The organism is Klebsiella sp. CN_Kp104 (genome assembly GCF_040064515.1).
In the GTDB taxonomy this organism is placed as follows: domain Bacteria; phylum Pseudomonadota; class Gammaproteobacteria; order Enterobacterales; family Enterobacteriaceae; genus Klebsiella; species Klebsiella aerogenes.
Window position 1 is genome coordinate 36,449 of sequence record NZ_JBEAII010000030.1, and the last position, 16,791, is coordinate 53,239.

Below are 16,791 nucleotides of genomic sequence, written 5' to 3' on the forward strand. Positions count from 1 at the left end.
CTATGGCAAGGAAAACAGGGTTTGTTACTTGGGTTGCACGGTACTGCTACTACTGGAAAGCATCATGGCTGAGCCTTTCTGCATCCTTGCAACCTCACGCAACTGATCCATACGCTGCTGGTGCTTAGCATTTAAAACCGCTTGCTGCTCAGGAGTTAGCAGGTGGTACATCTGGTTGCGGACTTTCGCCATTTCTACCTGGCGGGCAACCTGTTCCTGCGCCATCTTTTCTGCCTGAGCGCGCACAGCGCTTTCATCAAATTTATCTGCGGTGACAAGGCTATGCATTGTCTCCAGTTCGCTAACATTAACAGGGAGCCGGTCATGGCGCGCCCGTTGCATAAGATCCCGTAACTGCTGTCGTTGCTGTTCGGTTAGACTTATGCCGTCAAACATATGGCTCTGGCCGCTGCGCTGGGCTCCCTCTTCACCGTGGAGCCAGTTAACGCCGGTAACGACTTCAGCGGCTTGGCTAGTAGCACTTAGCGCCAGCGTTGAGGCCATGACGGCAGCGATAACATTGCGCATCACATACTCCCAAAACGTTTGTGTCGCGATTCAACGAGAGACAGTTTACGATTCAGGCTGCAAACATGCGTCAGGGGGTGTAAAACAACGTAAAGTCATGGATTAGCGAGCCTTGATGACGTAATTTCTGCCTCGGAGGTATTTAAACAATGAATAAAATCCTGTTAGTTGATGATGACCGGGAGCTCACCTCCCTGTTAAAAGAGCTGCTCGATATGGAAGGTTTTAATGTGCTCGTTGCCCATGACGGTGAACAGGCGCTGGCGCTTCTTGACGACAGCATTGATCTCCTTTTGCTTGATGTGATGATGCCGAAGAAAAACGGTATCGACACGCTTAAAGAATTACGTCAGACACACCAGACCCCGGTTATCATGCTAACGGCGCGCGGAAGCGAGCTGGATCGCGTTCTCGGCCTCGAACTCGGGGCGGATGACTATTTGCCTAAGCCGTTTAACGATCGCGAGCTGGTGGCCCGTATACGCGCGATTCTGCGTCGTTCCCACTGGAGCGAGCAGCAGCAGACCACCGAATCCGGTTCTCCGACCCTGGAAGTGGATGCGTTAAGCCTCAATCCGGGTCGTCAGGAAGCCAATTTTGATGGGCAAACGCTGGAGCTGACCGGCACCGAGTTCACCCTGCTGTATCTGCTGGCGCAGCATCTTGGTCAGGTGGTGTCACGTGAACACTTAAGCCAGGAAGTGCTGGGCAAGCGGCTGACGCCGTTCGACCGCGCTATCGATATGCATATTTCCAACCTGCGGCGTAAGCTGCCGGAGCGCAAAGACGGCCATCCGTGGTTTAAAACATTGCGCGGACGCGGCTATCTGATGGTTTCTGCTTCATGATTGGAAGTTTAACCGCACGCATCTTCGCTATCTTCTGGCTCACGCTGGCGCTGGTGTTGATGCTGGTACTGATGTTGCCCAAGCTGGACTCGCGCCAGATGACCGAGCTGCTGGAAAGCGAGCAACGTCAGGGCATCATGATTGAGCAGCACGTCGAGGCCGAACTGGCGAACGACCCGCCTAATGACCTGATGTGGTGGCGACGTCTGTTTCGCGCCATCGATAAGTGGGCGCCGCCGGGGCAGCGACTGTTGCTGGTCACCAGCGAAGGCCGCGTGATCGGCGCAGAACGCAACGAAATGCAGATCATTCGTAACTTTATCGGCCAGGCCGATAATGCCGATCATCCGCAGAAGAAGCGTTACGGACGCCTGGAGATGGTCGGCCCGTTTTCCGTCAGGGATGGTGAAGATAATTATCAACTTTATCTCATCCGCCCTGCCAGCACTTCACAATCGGACTTCATCAACCTGCTATTTGACCGTCCGCTATTACTGCTTATCGTGACGATGCTGGTCAGCGCCCCGCTGCTGCTCTGGCTGGCGTGGAGCCTGGCGAAACCGGCGCGTAAGCTGAAAAACGCCGCCGACGAAGTTGCCCAGGGCAACCTGCGGCAGCATCCGGAGCTGGAAGCCGGCCCGCAGGAGTTTCTGGCCGCCGGGGCCAGCTTCAACCAGATGGTGACCGCGCTTGAGCGAATGATGACCAGCCAGCAGCGGCTGCTATCAGATATTTCGCACGAGCTGCGCACGCCGTTAACCCGCCTGCAGTTAGGCACCGCGTTGCTGCGCCGCCGCAGCGGTGAAAGCAAAGAGCTGGAGCGTATCGAAACCGAAGCGCATCGGCTGGATAGCATGATCAACGACCTGCTGGTGATGTCGCGTAATCAGGCGAAAAACGCGCTGGTCAGCGAGACGGTGAAAGCGAATCAGCTGTGGGGCGAAGTGCTGGACAACGCGGCATTTGAAGCCGAGCAGATGGGGAAATCCTTTACCGTTGAGTATCCGCCGGGCCCCTGGCCGCTGTACGGTAACCCCAATGCGCTGGAAAGCGCGCTGGAAAATATCGTGCGCAATGCGCTGCGCTACTCGCACACGAAAATTTCCGTCAGTTTCTCGGTGGATAAAGACGGAATCACGGTCAACGTCGATGATGACGGCCCGGGCGTCAGCCCGGAGGATCGCGAACAGATTTTCCGTCCGTTCTATCGTACCGACGAGGCTCGCGATCGCGAGTCCGGCGGCACCGGTCTGGGGCTGGCGATTGTCGAAACGGCGATTCAGCAACATCGCGGCTGGGTTAAAGCCGACGATAGCCCGCTGGGTGGGCTGCGTTTAACAATCTGGCTGCCGCTGTATAAGCGTACTTAACCCTGTCCCGGCTTGCGCTACGCTGAGCCGGGCTACTGGTTGCAACGTTCAATATGGGGGAATTATTTCCCCCATAATCTGCGCGAATTATCCTCGATCTGCCCGCTTAAACGCCGTTTCTGCATGGTTCTGCTCCAGCTTACCGACAGGCCTGCCGCCGATAGCAGACGGTGATACTGGTCGTCATCAAACGGCATATGCCAGGCAATCGCACCAGCCTCATGCACGCTCACGTCGCTCAGACGCGATACCAGCTCCAGCGGCGCATCACTGGAAACCCGGCCGCCGGCGATAATGCGGTAGAGCCAGCCAACCTTGCCGCTGTTTTGCATCAGTTGCGCCATATCGCTAATACCGAAATGGTAATTCAGTTTGAAGCAGGGAGAGCGCGGTTGAGTGACCTGAATTAGCGCCTCGCCCCAACGAAAGATATCGCCGATATAGACGTTTTTTTCCGTTAGCCCTTCGGTAGAAAGGTTTTCGCCGAATGCGGGGGCGCAGAACAGATCGGCCTGCTGCGGGAATTCGCGGATCCAGTCGAGGTAATGCTCGCGGGGATAGTGGCACAGCGCGCGATCCGGCCCGCCGTGAATTTTCTTTTCCGCCTGCTCGTCCCCTTCCAGCCCGAGATCGCCGAGCTGTAATTCGCCATCGACCTGGATTTTGCCAATTGCGCTGGGGCGGCTACCGTCGTAGTCCCTGATTTTGCCGACAAAGACATTCACCGGATGATGCATTGCTGCTCTCCTTGCTACGGATATAAAAAAAGCGAGTCATCAGACTCGCTTCTCTCTTAGCACAATGCAACCTTATTTTTTGGCGGCAAAACGCGCTGCTGCTTCGTCCCAGTTAACCACGTCCCAGAAGGCTTTGATGTAGTCCGGACGGCGGTTCTGGAATTTCAGGTAGTAAGCGTGTTCCCACACATCCAGGCCGATAATCGGGAAGCCGGAAGCGCCGGAAATGGCTTCGCCCATCAGCGGGGAGTCCTGGTTAGCGGTAGAAACGACGGCGAGTTTGTCGCCTTTCAGCACCAGCCACGCCCAGCCGGAACCAAAGCGGGTTGCTGCCGCTTTTTCGAATTCAGCTTTGAAGTTGTCCACAGAACCGAAATCACGCTCGATAGCGGCTTTCAGGTCGCCCTGCAGGGTGGTGCCGGTTTTCAGGCCTTTCCAGAACAGGCTGTGGTTAGCGTGGCCGCCCGCGTTGTTACGCAGTACGGTTTTTTTGTCAGCCGGCAGTTGATCAAGCTTAGTGATCAGCTCTTCCGCGGACAGGTTAGCGAATTCCGGCAGGCTTTCCAGCGCTGCGTTAGCGTTGTTAACGTAGGTCTGGTGATGCTTAGTATGATGGATCTCCATCGTCTGCTTGTCGAAATGCGGTTCCAGAGCATCGTAAGCGTACGGCAGGGATGGCAGTGTATAACTCATAATCATCTCCATTATTATCGGGCGGCAGAGGGTGTTAACGCCGCGTAAGCAGTCGGTTCATTATAGTTAATTAAATGATATTGAAAATGATTATCAATGCCGTAGTTTTACTAAGGTTATACCCAAAATAGATACACGCCGGTTTGTGAGCCAAAACAACCCATTAAGCCCCTGATTGCCAGAGTTTCGTCTGAGGTGGCAACAGCTCAAAGGCGTAAAAACTGCGCAATTTTTACACTCATCGCATCGGAGAGAGTCTATCCAACCCAACACAGATGAGGGTAAAGGCAATGAATCATGCGATTACGATGGGAATTTTTTGGCATTTAATCGGCGCCGCCAGTGCCGCCTGTTTTTATGCCCCTTTCAAGAAGGTGAAACACTGGTCGTGGGAAACCATGTGGTCGATCGGCGGGATTGTTTCCTGGCTAATTCTGCCGTGGGCGATAAGCGCCATGCTGCTGCCCGATTTCTGGGCCTACTATCGCTCATTTAGCGCTTCCACGCTGCTGCCGGTGTTTTTGTTCGGCGCGATGTGGGCATAGGTAACATCAACTATGGCCTGACCATGCGCTATCTGGGGATGTCGATGGGTATCGGTATCGCTATCGGCATTACGCTTATCGTCGGCACCTTAATGACGCCGATCCTCAACGGCCACTTTGATGTGTTGATTCACACCAAAGGCGGACAAATGACCCTGCTCGGCGTGCTGGTGGCAGTGATTGGCGTGGGTATCGTCACTCGCGCCGGCCAGCTTAAAGAGCGCAAAATGGGCATCAAAGCGGAAGAGTTCAACCTGAAAAAAGGGCTGATGCTGGCGGTAATGTGCGGTATTTTCTCCGCCGGCATGTCATTTGCGATGAACGCCGCTAAACCAATGCATGAAGCCGCCGCGGCGCTGGGCGTCGACCCGCTGTATACCGCGCTGCCAAGCTACGTGGTGATCATGGGCGGCGGCGCGCTGGTTAACCTCGGCTTTTGTTTTATTCGCCTTGCCAAAGTGAAGGATTTGTCGCTAAAAGCCGACTTCTCACTGGCAAAACCGCTTATCATCAGCAACATTTTGCTTTCCGCATTGGGCGGGCTAATGTGGTATCTGCAGTTCTTCTTCTATGCCTGGGGCCACGCCAGTATCCCGGCGCAGTATGACTACATGAGCTGGATGCTGCATATGAGCTTCTACGTACTGTGTGGCGGGCTGGTTGGGCTGGTGCTGAAAGAGTGGAACAACGCCGGACGCCGCCCGGTCAGCGTGCTCAGCCTCGGCTGCGTGGTGATTATCATCGCCGCGAATATCGTCGGCCTGGGAATGGCTAACTGATTTCCCCTTACGCGGCGGCGCGACTGCGCTGCCGCCACTGTCCCGGCGTCATGCCAATTTCCCGATTAAACACCACCGAAAAATAGTTACTGTCCTCAAACCCGCACTGCATGGCGATCTCGCCGATTAACCGCTCGGTATGCTGCAGTAAATACTGCGCATGGCAGATCCGCAGCTGGCGCAAATAGTGAGTTATCGTCATTCCCGTTTGCTGGCGAAACTGCTGGCGTAACGCACGTTCGCTGCAGCCTTCATGCAGACAGAAGCTATCCAGATTAAAGGGGCGATTCAGACTTCCGGCCAGCGCCGTTAGCAGTTTATCGAGCTGTGTTTCGCTTTGCGTCGCCGCCAGGTTATCAGTGGCGTAGCGATAGCGGTGGAGCGTCAACACCAGTTGGGCAAACAGCAGCTCCGCCATGCTATCCGCCTGCGCATCCTGCCGCGCGCTTTCGTGCTCCAGCTGGTTAATCACCTGCCTGACCTGCGCCATCCCGCTGCTGCCGATCCGCCAGTGCGGCTGCCACGGCGTGCCGAATAATCCCGGAATATGCGCCGCCCAGTCAAAATTGAGCCGCAGCCGATCCGGGCAATAAATAATATTCTGCAGCACCAAGTCGTTGACCGACGCATAAGAGTGTTTATCTTCCGCGCGAATATAAAAGAGATCGCCGCGGGTAATCCGCCACGGGCGATCGTTGAGGATATGCAGACCGTTGCCGCGCCACACCAGCACCAGCTCGCAAAATTCATGGGTATGCTCGGCGAAGACGTTTTGCGGGTAGCGGTCAGCCACCGCCACCGCCTGCGAGGGGGAGGCAAAAAACTCATCTTTGCGAAGCACCAGCTGACCTGCCACAACTCTCACTCCCGACGCGGAAACCAACCATTATTCGCATTTTGGTGAGGCAATACGTTGACTCTTCTCGCGTTACTGAAGAATAGCGTCGCGCCCCTGGCGAATATCGCGCGGCGACCAGTCGAATTCACGGCGAAATAGCGTCGAAAAATGGTTACTGTCGCCAAAACCGCAGCGATAAGCGATTTCTGTCACGCTATCATCGCTGTGGCGCAGCAGGTGCCGCGCTTTCATCAGGCGCACCCGGTTGAGGTAGCGCTGGGGCGTCAGCCCGGTTTGCAGCTTTAACTGGCGATGCAGGGTGCGTAAAGAGAGCGAAAACCGCGCCGCTACCTCCTCCCAGCATATCTCTTCGGCAAAATGGTCTTCCAGCCAGGCCATCAGCTGATTCAGCCGCGCCTCGTGGTTGCCGGCGCCTTCCGCCAGGCTGTTGCTGTGCAGTAGCACCAGTAGCTGCATAAAAAGGATTTCACGGCTGGCGATGGTATGCGGCTCGACGCCAGGGCCGATCTTTTCCATCTGGCCGACGATTTGCCGCACCTGCTGCAGTACCGTCTGGTTGACCCGCCAGTGTGAAAGATAGTTACCGTCCTGCTCCTGCGGCAGCAGCTGGTTCACGCCAGTCAGAAAACGAAAAGCATCCGGCGCGCGGTAGAGCACGTTGGTCAGACACAGGTTATTGGTGTGTTCGTAAAGATGACGATCGTGATCGCGAATAAAGCAGACCGAACCGCCGCTGATGGTATAGGGCTGGCCGTTGAAAACGTGAATGCCCGTACCCTGCTCAACGATAACAATCTCATGAAAATCATGGTGATGCTCTGGAAAGGCCGCTTGAGGAAGACGCGGTTCAATCGCCACCGCCGAGACGCCGGCCTTAAAGAAATCCGTACTGTGCAACACGGTCATAGCAGCCTCCACGAATGAGAAAAATTATCAACCGTCGTCGCAAATAGTAATTAAGGGCCGGCAATCCGGCCTTCAATTTTTGACCGCAAACCGCGTAAAGCCTGCCGTTTTTTCAAGAACCAGCCGGAAATATCCGGAACTGCGGCCAGCATCACACCCCGCCTCGCGCCGCCCATAAAACGAAACTGTGACGCTTCTCACGGTCACCTTTGCTGTGTTGCCAGCCGCCCGCTTTCGCTGTCAGTAGCGAGAAGGTGACGCAGAGACGCCTTTTTTAGACTGCCTGTAATGATTTTAAGAAGGGTCGTGCCATGAGTATTCGTCATTGTGTCGCCGTTGATTTAGGCGCTTCCAGCGGTCGGGTCATGCTCGCGAATTATGACACCGCGACGCGATCGCTAACGCTGCGTGAAGTTCACCGTTTCATTAATCGCCTGCAGAAAGTGGATGGCTACAATTGCTGGGATATCGATAGCCTGGAAGCGGAAATTCGTTGTGGGCTGGTGAAAGTATGCGAACAGGGGATCCTGATCGACAGCATCGGTATCGACACCTGGGGCGTTGATTTCGTCTTGCTGGATAAGCGCGGCCAGCGCGTCGGCCTGCCGGTTTCCTACCGCGATAGCCGCACTCACGGCCTGATGGCGCAGGCAATCGAACAACTTGGCCGCGCCAATATCTACTGCCGCAGCGGCATCCAGTTTCTGCCGTTTAACACCCTTTATCAATTGCGGGCGCTGGTCAGCCAGCAGCCGGCGCTGGCGGAACAGGTTGCCCATGCGCTGCTGATCCCAGACTACTTCAGCTACCGCCTGACCGGCGCGATGAACTGGGAATATACCAACGCCACCACCACGCAACTGGTCAATATCAATAGCGATAACTGGGATGACGAGCTGATCCGCTGGAGCGGCGCGCAGCCGGACTGGTTCGGTACGCCGACGCATCCGGGCAATGTTATCGGCCACTGGATCTGCCCGCAGGGTAACCGCATCCCGGTGGTCGCCGTCGCCAGCCACGATACGGCCAGCGCCGTGATCGCCTCGCCGCTGGCGGACAAAAATGCCGCCTATCTCTCATCGGGCACCTGGTCGCTGATGGGCTTTGAAAGTAAAACGCCTTACACCAGCCAGCAGGCACTGAAGGCGAATATCACCAATGAAGGCGGCGCCGAGGGGCGTTATCGGGTACTGAAAAACATCATGGGCCTGTGGCTGCTGCAGCAGGTACTGCAGGAGCAGAACATTAGCGATCTGCAGGCGCTGATTGTCGACACGGCGCAGCTACCGGCCTGTCGTTATCTGATTGATTGCAATAACGATCGCTTTATCAACCCGGCCAATATGAGCGCCGAAATTCAGGCCGCCTGCGCGGAGTCCGCCCAGCCGATCCCGGTCACTCCCGCCGAACTGGCGCGCTGCATTTTTGACAGCCTGGCGCTGCTGTATGCCCGGGTATTGGGCGAACTGGCGGCACTCCGCGGCCACCCTTTCAGCCAGCTGCATATCGTCGGCGGCGGCTGCCAGAACGCGCTGCTTAACCAGCTATGCGCCGATGCCTGCGGCCTGCCGGTGGTGGCCGGCCCCATTGAAGCCTCCACGCTTGGCAATATCGGCATCCAGCTGATGACGCTGGATGAACTGCACAACGTCGATGAATTCCGTCAGGTGGTAGGCGACAACGCGTCGCTCACCACGTTCACCCCACATTCAGATAGCGAAATTGCCCGCTTCGTCGCGCAATTTCAGCCACAACCTACGAAGGAGCTTTGCGCATGACCACTCAACTTGAACAAGCCTGGGAAATTGCTAAGCAGCGCTATGCCGCCATCGGCGTTGATGCCGAAGAAGCTCTGCGCCAGCTGGACCGCCTGCCGGTGTCAATGCACTGCTGGCAGGGCGATGACGTGGCGGGCTTTGAAAACCCGGAAGGCAGCTTAACCGGCGGCATTCAGGCCACCGGCAACTATCCCGGCAAAGCGCGTAATGCCCAGGAGCTACGCGCCGATCTCGAACAGGCGCTAAGCCTGATACCGGGGCCGAAGCGCCTTAATCTGCACGCGATTTATCTCGAATCCACCACGCCGGTAGCGCGTAACGAAATCAAGCCGGAACACTTTAAGCACTGGGTGGAATGGGCCAAACGCCACCAGTTGGGGCTCGATTTTAACCCTTCCTGCTTCTCACATCCGCTAAGCGCCGACGGCTTTACGCTGTCGCACGCCAATCCGGAGATTCGTCAGTTCTGGATCGATCACTGCAAAGCCAGCCGCCGCATATCCGCTTATTTCGGCGAGCAGCTTGGGACGCCATCGGTAATGAATATTTGGGTGCCGGACGGCATGAAAGATATTACCGTCGACCGCTTCGCCCCGCGCCAGCGGCTGCTGAACGCGCTGGATGAGGTCATCAGTGAAAAACTCGATCCGGCGCACCATATCGACGCCGTTGAGAGCAAACTGTTCGGTATCGGCGCCGAAAGCTATACCGTTGGTTCCAATGAATTCTACATGGGCTACGCCGCCAGCCGTCAAACCGCATTGTGCCTGGATGCCGGCCACTTCCATCCGACGGAAGTCATCTCCGACAAAATCTCCGCCGCCATGCTCTATATCCCGCGCCTGCTGCTGCACGTCAGCCGCCCGGTACGCTGGGACAGCGATCACGTGGTGCTGCTGGATGACGAAACCCAGGCCATCGCCAGCGAAATTATCCGCCACAACCTGTTCGACCGCGTGCATATCGGCCTCGACTTCTTTGATGCCTCCATCAACCGCATCGCGGCGTGGGTTATCGGTACCCGCAATATGAAAAAAGCCCTGCTGCGCGCGCTGCTGGAGCCGACGGCGCTGCTGCGCCAGCTGGAAAACGACGGTGATTACACCGCCCGCCTGGCGCTGCTCGAAGAGCAGAAATCGCTGCCGTGGCAGGCCATCTGGGAAATGTACTGCCAACGTCACGATACCCCGGCAGGCAGCCAGTGGCTGGAAAACGTGCGGACCTATGAAAAAGACGTGCTGAGCCAGCGCGGCTAATGCCTGACTTCCCCGGATTGCACCGCACAGGGCTTATTCGGGGAGTCACACCTATTGCGAATCAACAGGAAAGACAAGACTATGCACAACATTATCAATTCATGGTTCGTTCAGGGCATGATCAAAGCCACCTCCGACGCCTGGCTTAAAGGCTGGGACGAACGTAACGGCGGCAATCTGACGCTGCGCCTGGATGAAGCGGATATCGCGCCCTTCAAAGCCGATTTTCACCCCCAACCGCGCTATATCGCCTTAAGCCAGCCGATGCCGGAACTGGCTAATCAGCCGTTTATCGTCACCGGATCCGGTAAATTCTTCCGTAATGTGCAGCTCGATCCCGCCGCCAATCTCGGGGTAGTGAAAGTGGACAGCGACGGCGCGGGCTACTTCATTCTGTGGGGACTGACGGAAGAAGCTGTGCCGACGTCGGAACTACCGGCACATTTCCTTTCGCATTGCGAGCGCATCAAAGCCACCGGCGGCAAAGACCGCGTGATCATGCACTGCCATGCCACCAACCTGATTGCCCTGACCTACGTGCTGGAGAACAACAGCGATCTGTTCACCCGCAAGCTATGGGAAGGCAGCACCGAATGCCTGGTGGTGTTCCCGGACGGCGTTGGCATTCTGCCGTGGATGGTGCCGGGTACCGACGAGATTGGCCAGGCGACTGCCGGCGAAATGCAGAAACATTCTCTGGTGCTGTGGCCATTCCACGGCGTCTTCGGCAGCGGCCCGACGCTGGATGAAACTTTCGGCCTGATCGATACCGCCGAGAAGTCCGCTGAGGTATTGGTGAAAGTCTATTCGATGGGCGGCATGAAACAGACGATAAGCCGCGAAGAGTTGATTGCGTTAGCCCAACGATTTGGCGTCACGCCGCTGGCCAGCGCGCTGGCGCTCTAAGAAAGCGAGCCGCCTTTTAAGGAGAATAATCATGAGCTTTATGTTGGCACTGCCGAAAATCAGCCTGCATGGCGCGGGCGCGATCGGCGATATGGTGAACCTGGTGGCGGACAAGCAATGGGGAAAAGCGCTGATTGTCACCGACGGTCATCTGGTGGAAATGGGCCTGCTCGATAGCCTTTTCCAGGCGCTGGAAGCACATCAACTGTCTTATCATCTGTTCGATAACGTCTTTCCTAACCCAACCGAAGCGCTGGTTCAGCAAGGTATCGCCGCATTCCGTGCGGCGAAGTGTGACTATATTATCGCCTTCGGCGGCGGCAGCCCGATCGATACCGCTAAGGCGGTGAAAATCCTCAGCGCTAACCCAGCGCCGTCGACGGCCTATTCCGGCGTGGGCAAAGTGAAAAATGCCGGCGTGCCGCTGGTGGCAATTAACACCACCGCCGGAACCGCCGCCGAAATGACCAGCAACGCGGTGATTATCGATAGCGAACGTCAGGTGAAAGAGGTCATCATCGACCCGAACATCATCCCGGATATTGCCGTCGACGATGCCAGCGTCATGCTGGATATTCCGCCGTCGGTTACCGCCGCGACCGGTATGGATGCGTTAACCCACGCTATCGAGGCGTTTGTCTCCGTTGGCGCCCATCCGCTGACCGACGCCAACGCGCTGGAAGCGATTCGCTTAATTCACCAGTGGCTGCCGCTGGCCGTCGATGACGGGCACAATCTGCAGGCCCGCGAGCAGATGGCATACGGCCAGTATCTGGCAGGGATGGCGTTCAACAGCGCAGGTCTTGGTCTGGTACACGCGCTGGCGCATCAGCCGGGCGCAACCCACAATTTGCCGCACGGCGTTTGTAATGCCATCCTGCTACCGATTATCGAAAACTTTAACCGCCCGAACGCGATGGCGCGTTTTGCCCGCATCGCCCAGGCGATGGGCGTCGATACGCGCGGCATGAGCGATGAAACCGCCAGCATGGCGGCGATTAACGCGATTCGCGCGTTGAGCAAACGAGTCGGTATTCCTGAAGGTTTTAGTCAGCTTGGCGTGAGTAAGGCTGATATCGAAGGCTGGCTGGATAAAGCGCTGGCCGACCCCTGCGCGCCCTGTAACCCGCGCAGCGCCAGCCGCGACGAGGTACGCGAGCTGTACCTGGAGGCGTTATGATCCGTAAAGCCTTCGTGATGCAGGTCAATCCCGACGCCCACGAGGAGTATCGGCGCCGTCATAATCCCATCTGGCCGGAACTGGAAGCGACGCTGAAAGCGCATGGCGCGCACCACTATGCAATCTATCTCGACAAACAGCGCCATCTGCTATTCGCCACGGTGGAAATTGAATCGGAAGCTCGCTGGAATGCGGTGGCGGAAACCGAGGTCTGCCAACGCTGGTGGCGCTATATGCGCGAGGTGATGCCGACGAATCCGGATAACAGCCCGCTAAGCGCTGAACTGAGTGAAGTGTTTTACCTTGCGTAATAAAGAAAACGCCTGAACAATCAGGCGTTTTTGCTACCAGAGGGATTAGGCATTTTTGCGCACAAAGAAACCGTAGCAGCAGGCGCCCATAAACAGCAGTATTCCACCGAGAATAAATACGTTGGTAAAGTGCCCGGTAGCATCAAGAATAATGCCGGTGATAATCGGCGCCAGCGCCGCGCCGAGAAAGCCGCCAAAGTTCTGGATAGCACCCAATGAGGCGACCTGTTCTTTCGGCGCCATATCGGTCGCTAACGTCCAGATCACGCCGGAAGGCATTTGTGAACAGAAGTAGCCCAGCGTCAGCAGGGCGATCGCAACGCCGCTATTATCAACAAACGGAATCGGCATCACGAAACAGGCCGCCAGCGCGGCACCCGCCACAATCGGCACTTTACGCGCGGTAACGGCGTTCATCCCTTTACGCACCAGTCTGTCAGAAAGCATCCCGCCACACAGCACACCGATAATACCGGCAAAGAAAGGAATCGAGGCGATAAAACCGGTCTGCTTGAGGCTAAAGCCCAGCGAGGTTTCCAGATATCCCGGCAGCCATGTCAGATAAACCCAAATGGTAAACATGATGCAGAAGTTACCGGCAATCATGAACCACGTGGTTTTCCGGCGAAACAGTTCGCCCCAGCTGACCTTCGGCTGCTCACCTTCGGGACGCATGACTTTGCCGGTGTTTATCAGCATCGCCTCGCGCGCGTCCGGGTCGCGATAAAATTTAAGCCACGCCAGCAACAATGGCAGTCCGAGCAGGCCGACAACCATGAACATGCCGCGCCAGCCGATCCATAACAGCAAAATAGTCAGCACCGGCGGCGCTATCGCATTGGCGATTTGCGAACCGGTATTGATAATCGATGTCGGCAGCCCGCGCTCTTTCTCCGAGAACCAGCTCTGGGTGATCTTGATACCGGAAGTGAAGAACGGTGACTCCGCCACGCCCAGCAGCATGCGCAAACCATAGAAGAAGCTATAGGTATTCACGAAACCCATTAAGAACGTTACCGCTGACCACAATCCCAGCGCGCCGCTGAACATTTTCTTCGCGCCGAAACGGTCTACCAGCCAGCCGGCGGGCAAATTCGCCAGCGCATAGGGCCAGAGAAACGCTGACAATAGCAGCCCCATTTCAGTACCAGAGAAGCCAAACTCCCTGGCGATGGTGGTGTTCGCGATACTCAGGTTGGCGCGATCGAGGTAATTGACCACCGCGGCCAGCAGCAGGATTAAAATAATGCCCCAACGTCGACGCGAGAGTTTCGGCGCCGCAATCGCTTCAGCCGCCGTTTGATTTAGCGAACTCATAAACCCTCCTCCAGCAAGGCGCGATCGATTTTCATCACCGCTTTACGGATATGTTGCCGCTCGCCATCGCGCGGATGGCAGCAGGGACGATGGATGTCCTGGGGAAAGAAAATGGCGAACATGCCGGGCTTCAGGGTTATCTGCATCTCCTCATCTTCGACGTGCCAGAACAGGATGTCCTGCTGCGGCGTCCGATCCTCGGTAACGCGAGGACAGCCGCTTTCTGCGCGGCTGACACCCATCCGCTCCTCGCCGGAAATCAGATACTGAATATCAATAAACTGCTTGTGCGACTCCGGCTGTGCCTGCGCGAAAGGCACGCTCTCCATCTCCTGCAGCAGGCAGAAAAGTTTCCCGGGGATCAGGTCGATTTTCCCCGGCGCGAAGCGCTGGAAATCCTGGCTGGCGATAAACGCCAGCGCCTGGCGGATCGCCGGATGAAACGCGGCCTGTTGCGCAGGCCACGCCTGCAGACTCGATACGATCATAATGATCCCTCCCTTAGCCGGCGATCCGCTGCTGCCACAGTTCAGTCCCGGCGCGGATCTGGTCGAGGATCACCGTCAGCCCCCAGAATTTGCTCAGCACATCGTCTTTATTAACCCGGCAGGCGATACTGTCGAAGGTCCCGAGGCGCTGATGGTAAATTTTGGCGTTTTTCGGGTAGCCCAGCGTTTCGGTTACCGCGCCCAGCGACAGAAATATCGCCAGTTCATCGGCCAGCGCCCGCTGATTTTTGCCTTCCCGCCACAGCCAGCTATACAGTTCGGGATGGAAGTTGGTGAACACGCCGCTGAAACCTTCGGCGCCCGCCAGCATCGCCGGCCAGGCGATCGCAGCATTGGCGTTGATGACCTTTAGCGGGGTTCCCTGCGCCAGACGCACGCGGCGCTCAACGGTAGGCAGATCGCAGCTCACATCTTTCAGCACCACGAAACGACCGCTGTTGGCGCACCAGGCGAACTCGTCGTCGCTAAGCAGGCGGCGATACGGCGCCGGGCACTCATACAGCCCCAGCGGCATGGAAGAAGGTAAAGCCGCCAACAGCGATTGCAGGGTAGCGAAAAAGACTTCACTGCCCTCATTACGCGGATCAAGATGATTAGTGACCAGCACCAGCGCATCAATGCCGGTCTGCGCCATTGCCAGCAACTCCTCTTTTTGCGCCGCCAGATCATCGCTGATATGGCCCGAGGCAATGACTGGAATGCGCCCCGCCACGCGTTGCACCACGAAACGCGCCAGCTCGACACGCTCCTGTAAGTTGAGATATTGCATTTCGCTGGACTGGCAGACGGCAAAAAGCGCATCCACGCCTTTTGCCAGATACCAGTCGATCAGCTTCGCCAGCGCCGGATAATCAATCTGGTCGTCAGCGGTAAAAGGGGTCAGCATGACGGGTACAACACCGTTAATCGTTTTCATCGTATTTTTCCTGGATTAGAGGGTACGGAGTCGGGCATTTGCCTGCGCAAAGTCAGGCATGTTGGAAGCCCCCTCCAGCTCGACGGCCAGAGAGGCGAAAGCAGAAGCCCAGGTCGCAGCCTGAACCAGGGTGTTGCCGGCAGCCAGCGAGGCGGCGAGCGCGCCATTAAACGCATCGCCAGCGCCGGTGGTATCGACGGTAACCGCCGGAAAGGCGCGAATTTGACTAAACTGGCGATTATCCAGCAGCAGCGCCCCGCGCGATCCCATGGTAATCAGCACTTTCTTTGCGCCTAATTCAGCGATGCGCAGCGCGGCTTCTTTGGCAGTATCAACATCGTGAATGTCGATACCGGATAATAATGAAGCCTCGGTTTCATTCGGTGTAATCACATCGATATAAGGAATGCTTTTGATAATTTCCGCCGAGTATGGCGCCGGATTGAGAATGACTGTCTTACCGAGTTCCCTGGCTATTTTTATTAGCGAATGAGTGGCATCAAAATTATTCTCAAGCTGAACAAGTAAAACGTCGGAGGCGCTAAGTTCAGGAATAATCGCCTCAATCTCATTATGAGTTATTGTAGTATTGGCGCCGGAGTAAATAGCAATCATATTTTCGCCATTTTCCTGCGAAACATAAATAATGGCATTGCCGGTAGGTTCGCTCTCAGATTGATAAAGCGTATAGGAGTGTATTTCTGAACGAGTGAGATGATCGGCCGCCAGGTGGCTAAACTGATCCTTGCCCACCTTAGCGACAAAATGGACCTGCGCGCCGGCTTTACTGGCCGCCGTCGCCTGATTCGCCCCCTTGCCACCGGGCCCAAGGCTGCTGGCGAGCGCCAGTAGCGATTCCCCGCCGCGCGGAAAACGCTCCACTCGGGCCACGATATCCACATTAAATGAGCCGAATACACACACTTTGCCGTTCATCGATTTTCCTTTCTGCTGACCGCTCGCCGTAGGTTTCCGATGGTTAATCGGCTGCAGCAGCACGCCGAAACTATCACCGGTTTCAGAAATAAGCTCAGCCTTTAAATTGTGCCGGGAAATAATCGCTCCGCCATAACAACGTTGCACCAATCCCATTTCTGCAAGAATATTTAAATCACTGCGAATGGTTTCTTTTGAAACACTAAAATAAGCAGCAAAATAATTAACAAAACCACGCTCATGATCGTTTAAATATTTTAGGATATGCTTTCTACGTTCTTCTAAAAACATAATAGGCCCCAATGTCACGAATTAAGTATACGAACCCCTTCCGGCAGGAAGAGTGACATCAATCCCATGTTTTCAGGCAAAACGGAAGGAAACAAAAATGGAAAAACAATAAAGAAAATGAGTGAA

At 56.1% G+C, this 16,791-nt stretch carries 16 protein-coding genes and 1 pseudogene; 8 read left to right on the plus strand and 9 right to left on the minus strand.

The annotated features are described in order from the left end of the window. Positions 1-24: 24 nt before the first annotated feature. Complete coding sequence (gene cpxP, locus ABLU80_RS16420) at positions 25-528, minus strand: cell-envelope stress modulator CpxP (RefSeq protein WP_015368936.1); 504 nt, start codon at positions 526-528, stop codon at positions 25-27. A gap of 149 nt (positions 529-677) precedes the next feature. Between cpxP and cpxR the strand changes: the two genes are divergently transcribed. Then, a complete protein-coding gene (gene cpxR, locus ABLU80_RS16425) occupies positions 678-1,376 on the plus strand; it encodes an envelope stress response regulator transcription factor CpxR (RefSeq protein ID WP_015368937.1) in 699 nt (232 codons plus the stop codon). Then, complete coding sequence (gene cpxA / locus ABLU80_RS16430; RefSeq protein ID WP_015368938.1) at positions 1,373-2,746, plus strand: envelope stress sensor histidine kinase CpxA; 1,374 nt, start codon at positions 1,373-1,375, stop codon at positions 2,744-2,746. The genes cpxR and cpxA overlap by 4 nt, the downstream gene beginning before the upstream one ends. A 62-nt stretch (positions 2,747-2,808) precedes the next feature. On the opposite strand, the gene yiiM is transcribed toward cpxA, so the two are convergent. After that, entirely contained in the window at positions 2,809-3,483 is a 675-nt protein-coding gene (gene yiiM / locus ABLU80_RS16435; RefSeq protein ID WP_348850214.1) for a 6-hydroxyaminopurine reductase, read from the minus strand. A gap of 72 nt (positions 3,484-3,555) precedes the next feature. Continuing rightward, a complete protein-coding gene (gene sodA, locus ABLU80_RS16440; RefSeq protein WP_015368940.1) occupies positions 3,556-4,176 on the minus strand; it encodes a superoxide dismutase [Mn] in 621 nt (206 codons plus the stop codon). A 290-nt stretch (positions 4,177-4,466) separates the two neighbouring features. Here sodA and rhaT point away from each other — a divergent pair. After that, positions 4,467-5,500: pseudogene (rhaT, locus tag ABLU80_RS16445) on the plus strand (L-rhamnose/proton symporter RhaT). Between the two features lie 7 nt (positions 5,501-5,507). On the opposite strand, the gene rhaR reads toward rhaT, so the two are convergent. Beyond that, on the minus strand, positions 5,508-6,356 hold the full coding sequence (rhaR, locus tag ABLU80_RS16450; protein ID WP_047080258.1) for an HTH-type transcriptional activator RhaR: 849 nt from the start codon (positions 6,354-6,356) through the stop codon (positions 5,508-5,510). A 72-nt stretch (positions 6,357-6,428) separates the two neighbouring features. Further along, positions 6,429-7,265 (minus strand): HTH-type transcriptional activator RhaS, encoded by an 837-nt coding sequence (gene rhaS / locus ABLU80_RS16455; protein ID WP_047080259.1) that lies wholly within the window; start codon positions 7,263-7,265, stop codon positions 6,429-6,431. A 311-nt stretch (positions 7,266-7,576) separates the two neighbouring features. On the opposite strand from rhaS, the gene rhaB reads away from it, so the two are divergent. The 5 genes from rhaB (at position 7,577) to rhaM (ending at position 12,696) form a co-directional block, all read left to right on the plus strand. After that, positions 7,577-9,043, plus strand: coding sequence for a rhamnulokinase (gene rhaB, locus ABLU80_RS16460; protein WP_059304592.1), 1,467 nt, complete (start codon positions 7,577-7,579; stop codon positions 9,041-9,043). After that, positions 9,040-10,299: an L-rhamnose isomerase gene (gene rhaA / locus ABLU80_RS16465; protein WP_045378815.1), complete on the plus strand. Its 1,260-nt coding sequence runs from the start codon at positions 9,040-9,042 to the stop codon at positions 10,297-10,299. Before rhaB ends, rhaA begins: the two co-directional genes overlap by 4 nt. Positions 10,300-10,380: 81 nt before the next feature. Continuing rightward, complete coding sequence (gene rhaD / locus ABLU80_RS16470; RefSeq protein ID WP_047080261.1) at positions 10,381-11,205, plus strand: rhamnulose-1-phosphate aldolase; 825 nt, start codon at positions 10,381-10,383, stop codon at positions 11,203-11,205. A gap of 31 nt (positions 11,206-11,236) precedes the next feature. Beyond that, positions 11,237-12,385 (plus strand): lactaldehyde reductase, encoded by a 1,149-nt coding sequence (gene fucO, locus ABLU80_RS16475; protein WP_047080262.1) that lies wholly within the window; start codon positions 11,237-11,239, stop codon positions 12,383-12,385. Continuing rightward, the gene (gene rhaM / locus ABLU80_RS16480; protein WP_015368949.1) at positions 12,382-12,696 is read left to right on the plus strand and encodes an L-rhamnose mutarotase; all 315 of its coding nucleotides are present in this window, start codon (positions 12,382-12,384) and stop codon (positions 12,694-12,696) included. Before fucO ends, rhaM begins: the two co-directional genes overlap by 4 nt. A 45-nt stretch (positions 12,697-12,741) precedes the next feature. Here rhaM and ABLU80_RS16485 read toward each other — a convergent pair whose 3' ends face one another. Genes ABLU80_RS16485 through ABLU80_RS16500 form a run of 4 tightly spaced genes read right to left on the minus strand, consistent with a single transcriptional unit; the run spans position 12,742 to position 16,665 of the window. Then, a complete protein-coding gene (locus ABLU80_RS16485) occupies positions 12,742-14,013 on the minus strand; it encodes an MFS transporter (protein WP_015368950.1) in 1,272 nt (423 codons plus the stop codon). Then, a complete protein-coding gene (locus tag ABLU80_RS16490) occupies positions 14,010-14,501 on the minus strand; it encodes a YhcH/YjgK/YiaL family protein (RefSeq protein WP_335208691.1) in 492 nt (163 codons plus the stop codon). Before ABLU80_RS16490 ends, ABLU80_RS16485 begins: the two co-directional genes overlap by 4 nt. A gap of 13 nt (positions 14,502-14,514) precedes the next feature. Next, the gene (locus tag ABLU80_RS16495) at positions 14,515-15,438 is read right to left on the minus strand and encodes a dihydrodipicolinate synthase family protein (protein ID WP_047080264.1); all 924 of its coding nucleotides are present in this window, start codon (positions 15,436-15,438) and stop codon (positions 14,515-14,517) included. A 15-nt stretch (positions 15,439-15,453) separates the two neighbouring features. Then, positions 15,454-16,665, minus strand: coding sequence for a ribokinase (locus tag ABLU80_RS16500; RefSeq protein ID WP_045362496.1), 1,212 nt, complete (start codon positions 16,663-16,665; stop codon positions 15,454-15,456). Between the last annotated feature and the right edge of the window lie 126 nt (positions 16,666-16,791).

What these genes read in the sequence shown, in the direction of transcription:
- ABLU80_RS16495 (WP_047080264.1), bottom strand. Translation starts at nt 15,438, where the DNA reads ATGAAAACGATTAACGGTGTTGTACCCGTCATGCTGACCCCTTTTACC.
- fucO (WP_047080262.1), top strand. Translation starts at nt 11,237, where the DNA reads ATGAGCTTTATGTTGGCACTGCCGAAAATCAGCCTGCATGGCGCGGGC.
- cpxA (WP_015368938.1), top strand. Translation starts at nt 1,373, where the DNA reads ATGATTGGAAGTTTAACCGCACGCATCTTCGCTATCTTCTGGCTCACG.
- ABLU80_RS16490 (WP_335208691.1), bottom strand. Translation starts at nt 14,501, where the DNA reads ATGATCGTATCGAGTCTGCAGGCGTGGCCTGCGCAACAGGCCGCGTTT.
- cpxP (WP_015368936.1), bottom strand. Translation starts at nt 528, where the DNA reads ATGCGCAATGTTATCGCTGCCGTCATGGCCTCAACGCTGGCGCTAAGT.
- rhaM (WP_015368949.1), top strand. Translation starts at nt 12,382, where the DNA reads ATGATCCGTAAAGCCTTCGTGATGCAGGTCAATCCCGACGCCCACGAG.
- ABLU80_RS16500 (WP_045362496.1), bottom strand. Translation starts at nt 16,665, where the DNA reads ATGTTTTTAGAAGAACGTAGAAAGCATATCCTAAAATATTTAAACGAT.
- cpxR (WP_015368937.1), top strand. Translation starts at nt 678, where the DNA reads ATGAATAAAATCCTGTTAGTTGATGATGACCGGGAGCTCACCTCCCTG.
- rhaB (WP_059304592.1), top strand. Translation starts at nt 7,577, where the DNA reads ATGAGTATTCGTCATTGTGTCGCCGTTGATTTAGGCGCTTCCAGCGGT.
- rhaA (WP_045378815.1), top strand. Translation starts at nt 9,040, where the DNA reads ATGACCACTCAACTTGAACAAGCCTGGGAAATTGCTAAGCAGCGCTAT.
- rhaD (WP_047080261.1), top strand. Translation starts at nt 10,381, where the DNA reads ATGCACAACATTATCAATTCATGGTTCGTTCAGGGCATGATCAAAGCC.
- rhaS (WP_047080259.1), bottom strand. Translation starts at nt 7,265, where the DNA reads ATGACCGTGTTGCACAGTACGGATTTCTTTAAGGCCGGCGTCTCGGCG.
- sodA (WP_015368940.1), bottom strand. Translation starts at nt 4,176, where the DNA reads ATGAGTTATACACTGCCATCCCTGCCGTACGCTTACGATGCTCTGGAA.
- yiiM (WP_348850214.1), bottom strand. Translation starts at nt 3,483, where the DNA reads ATGCATCATCCGGTGAATGTCTTTGTCGGCAAAATCAGGGACTACGAC.
- ABLU80_RS16485 (WP_015368950.1), bottom strand. Translation starts at nt 14,013, where the DNA reads ATGAGTTCGCTAAATCAAACGGCGGCTGAAGCGATTGCGGCGCCGAAA.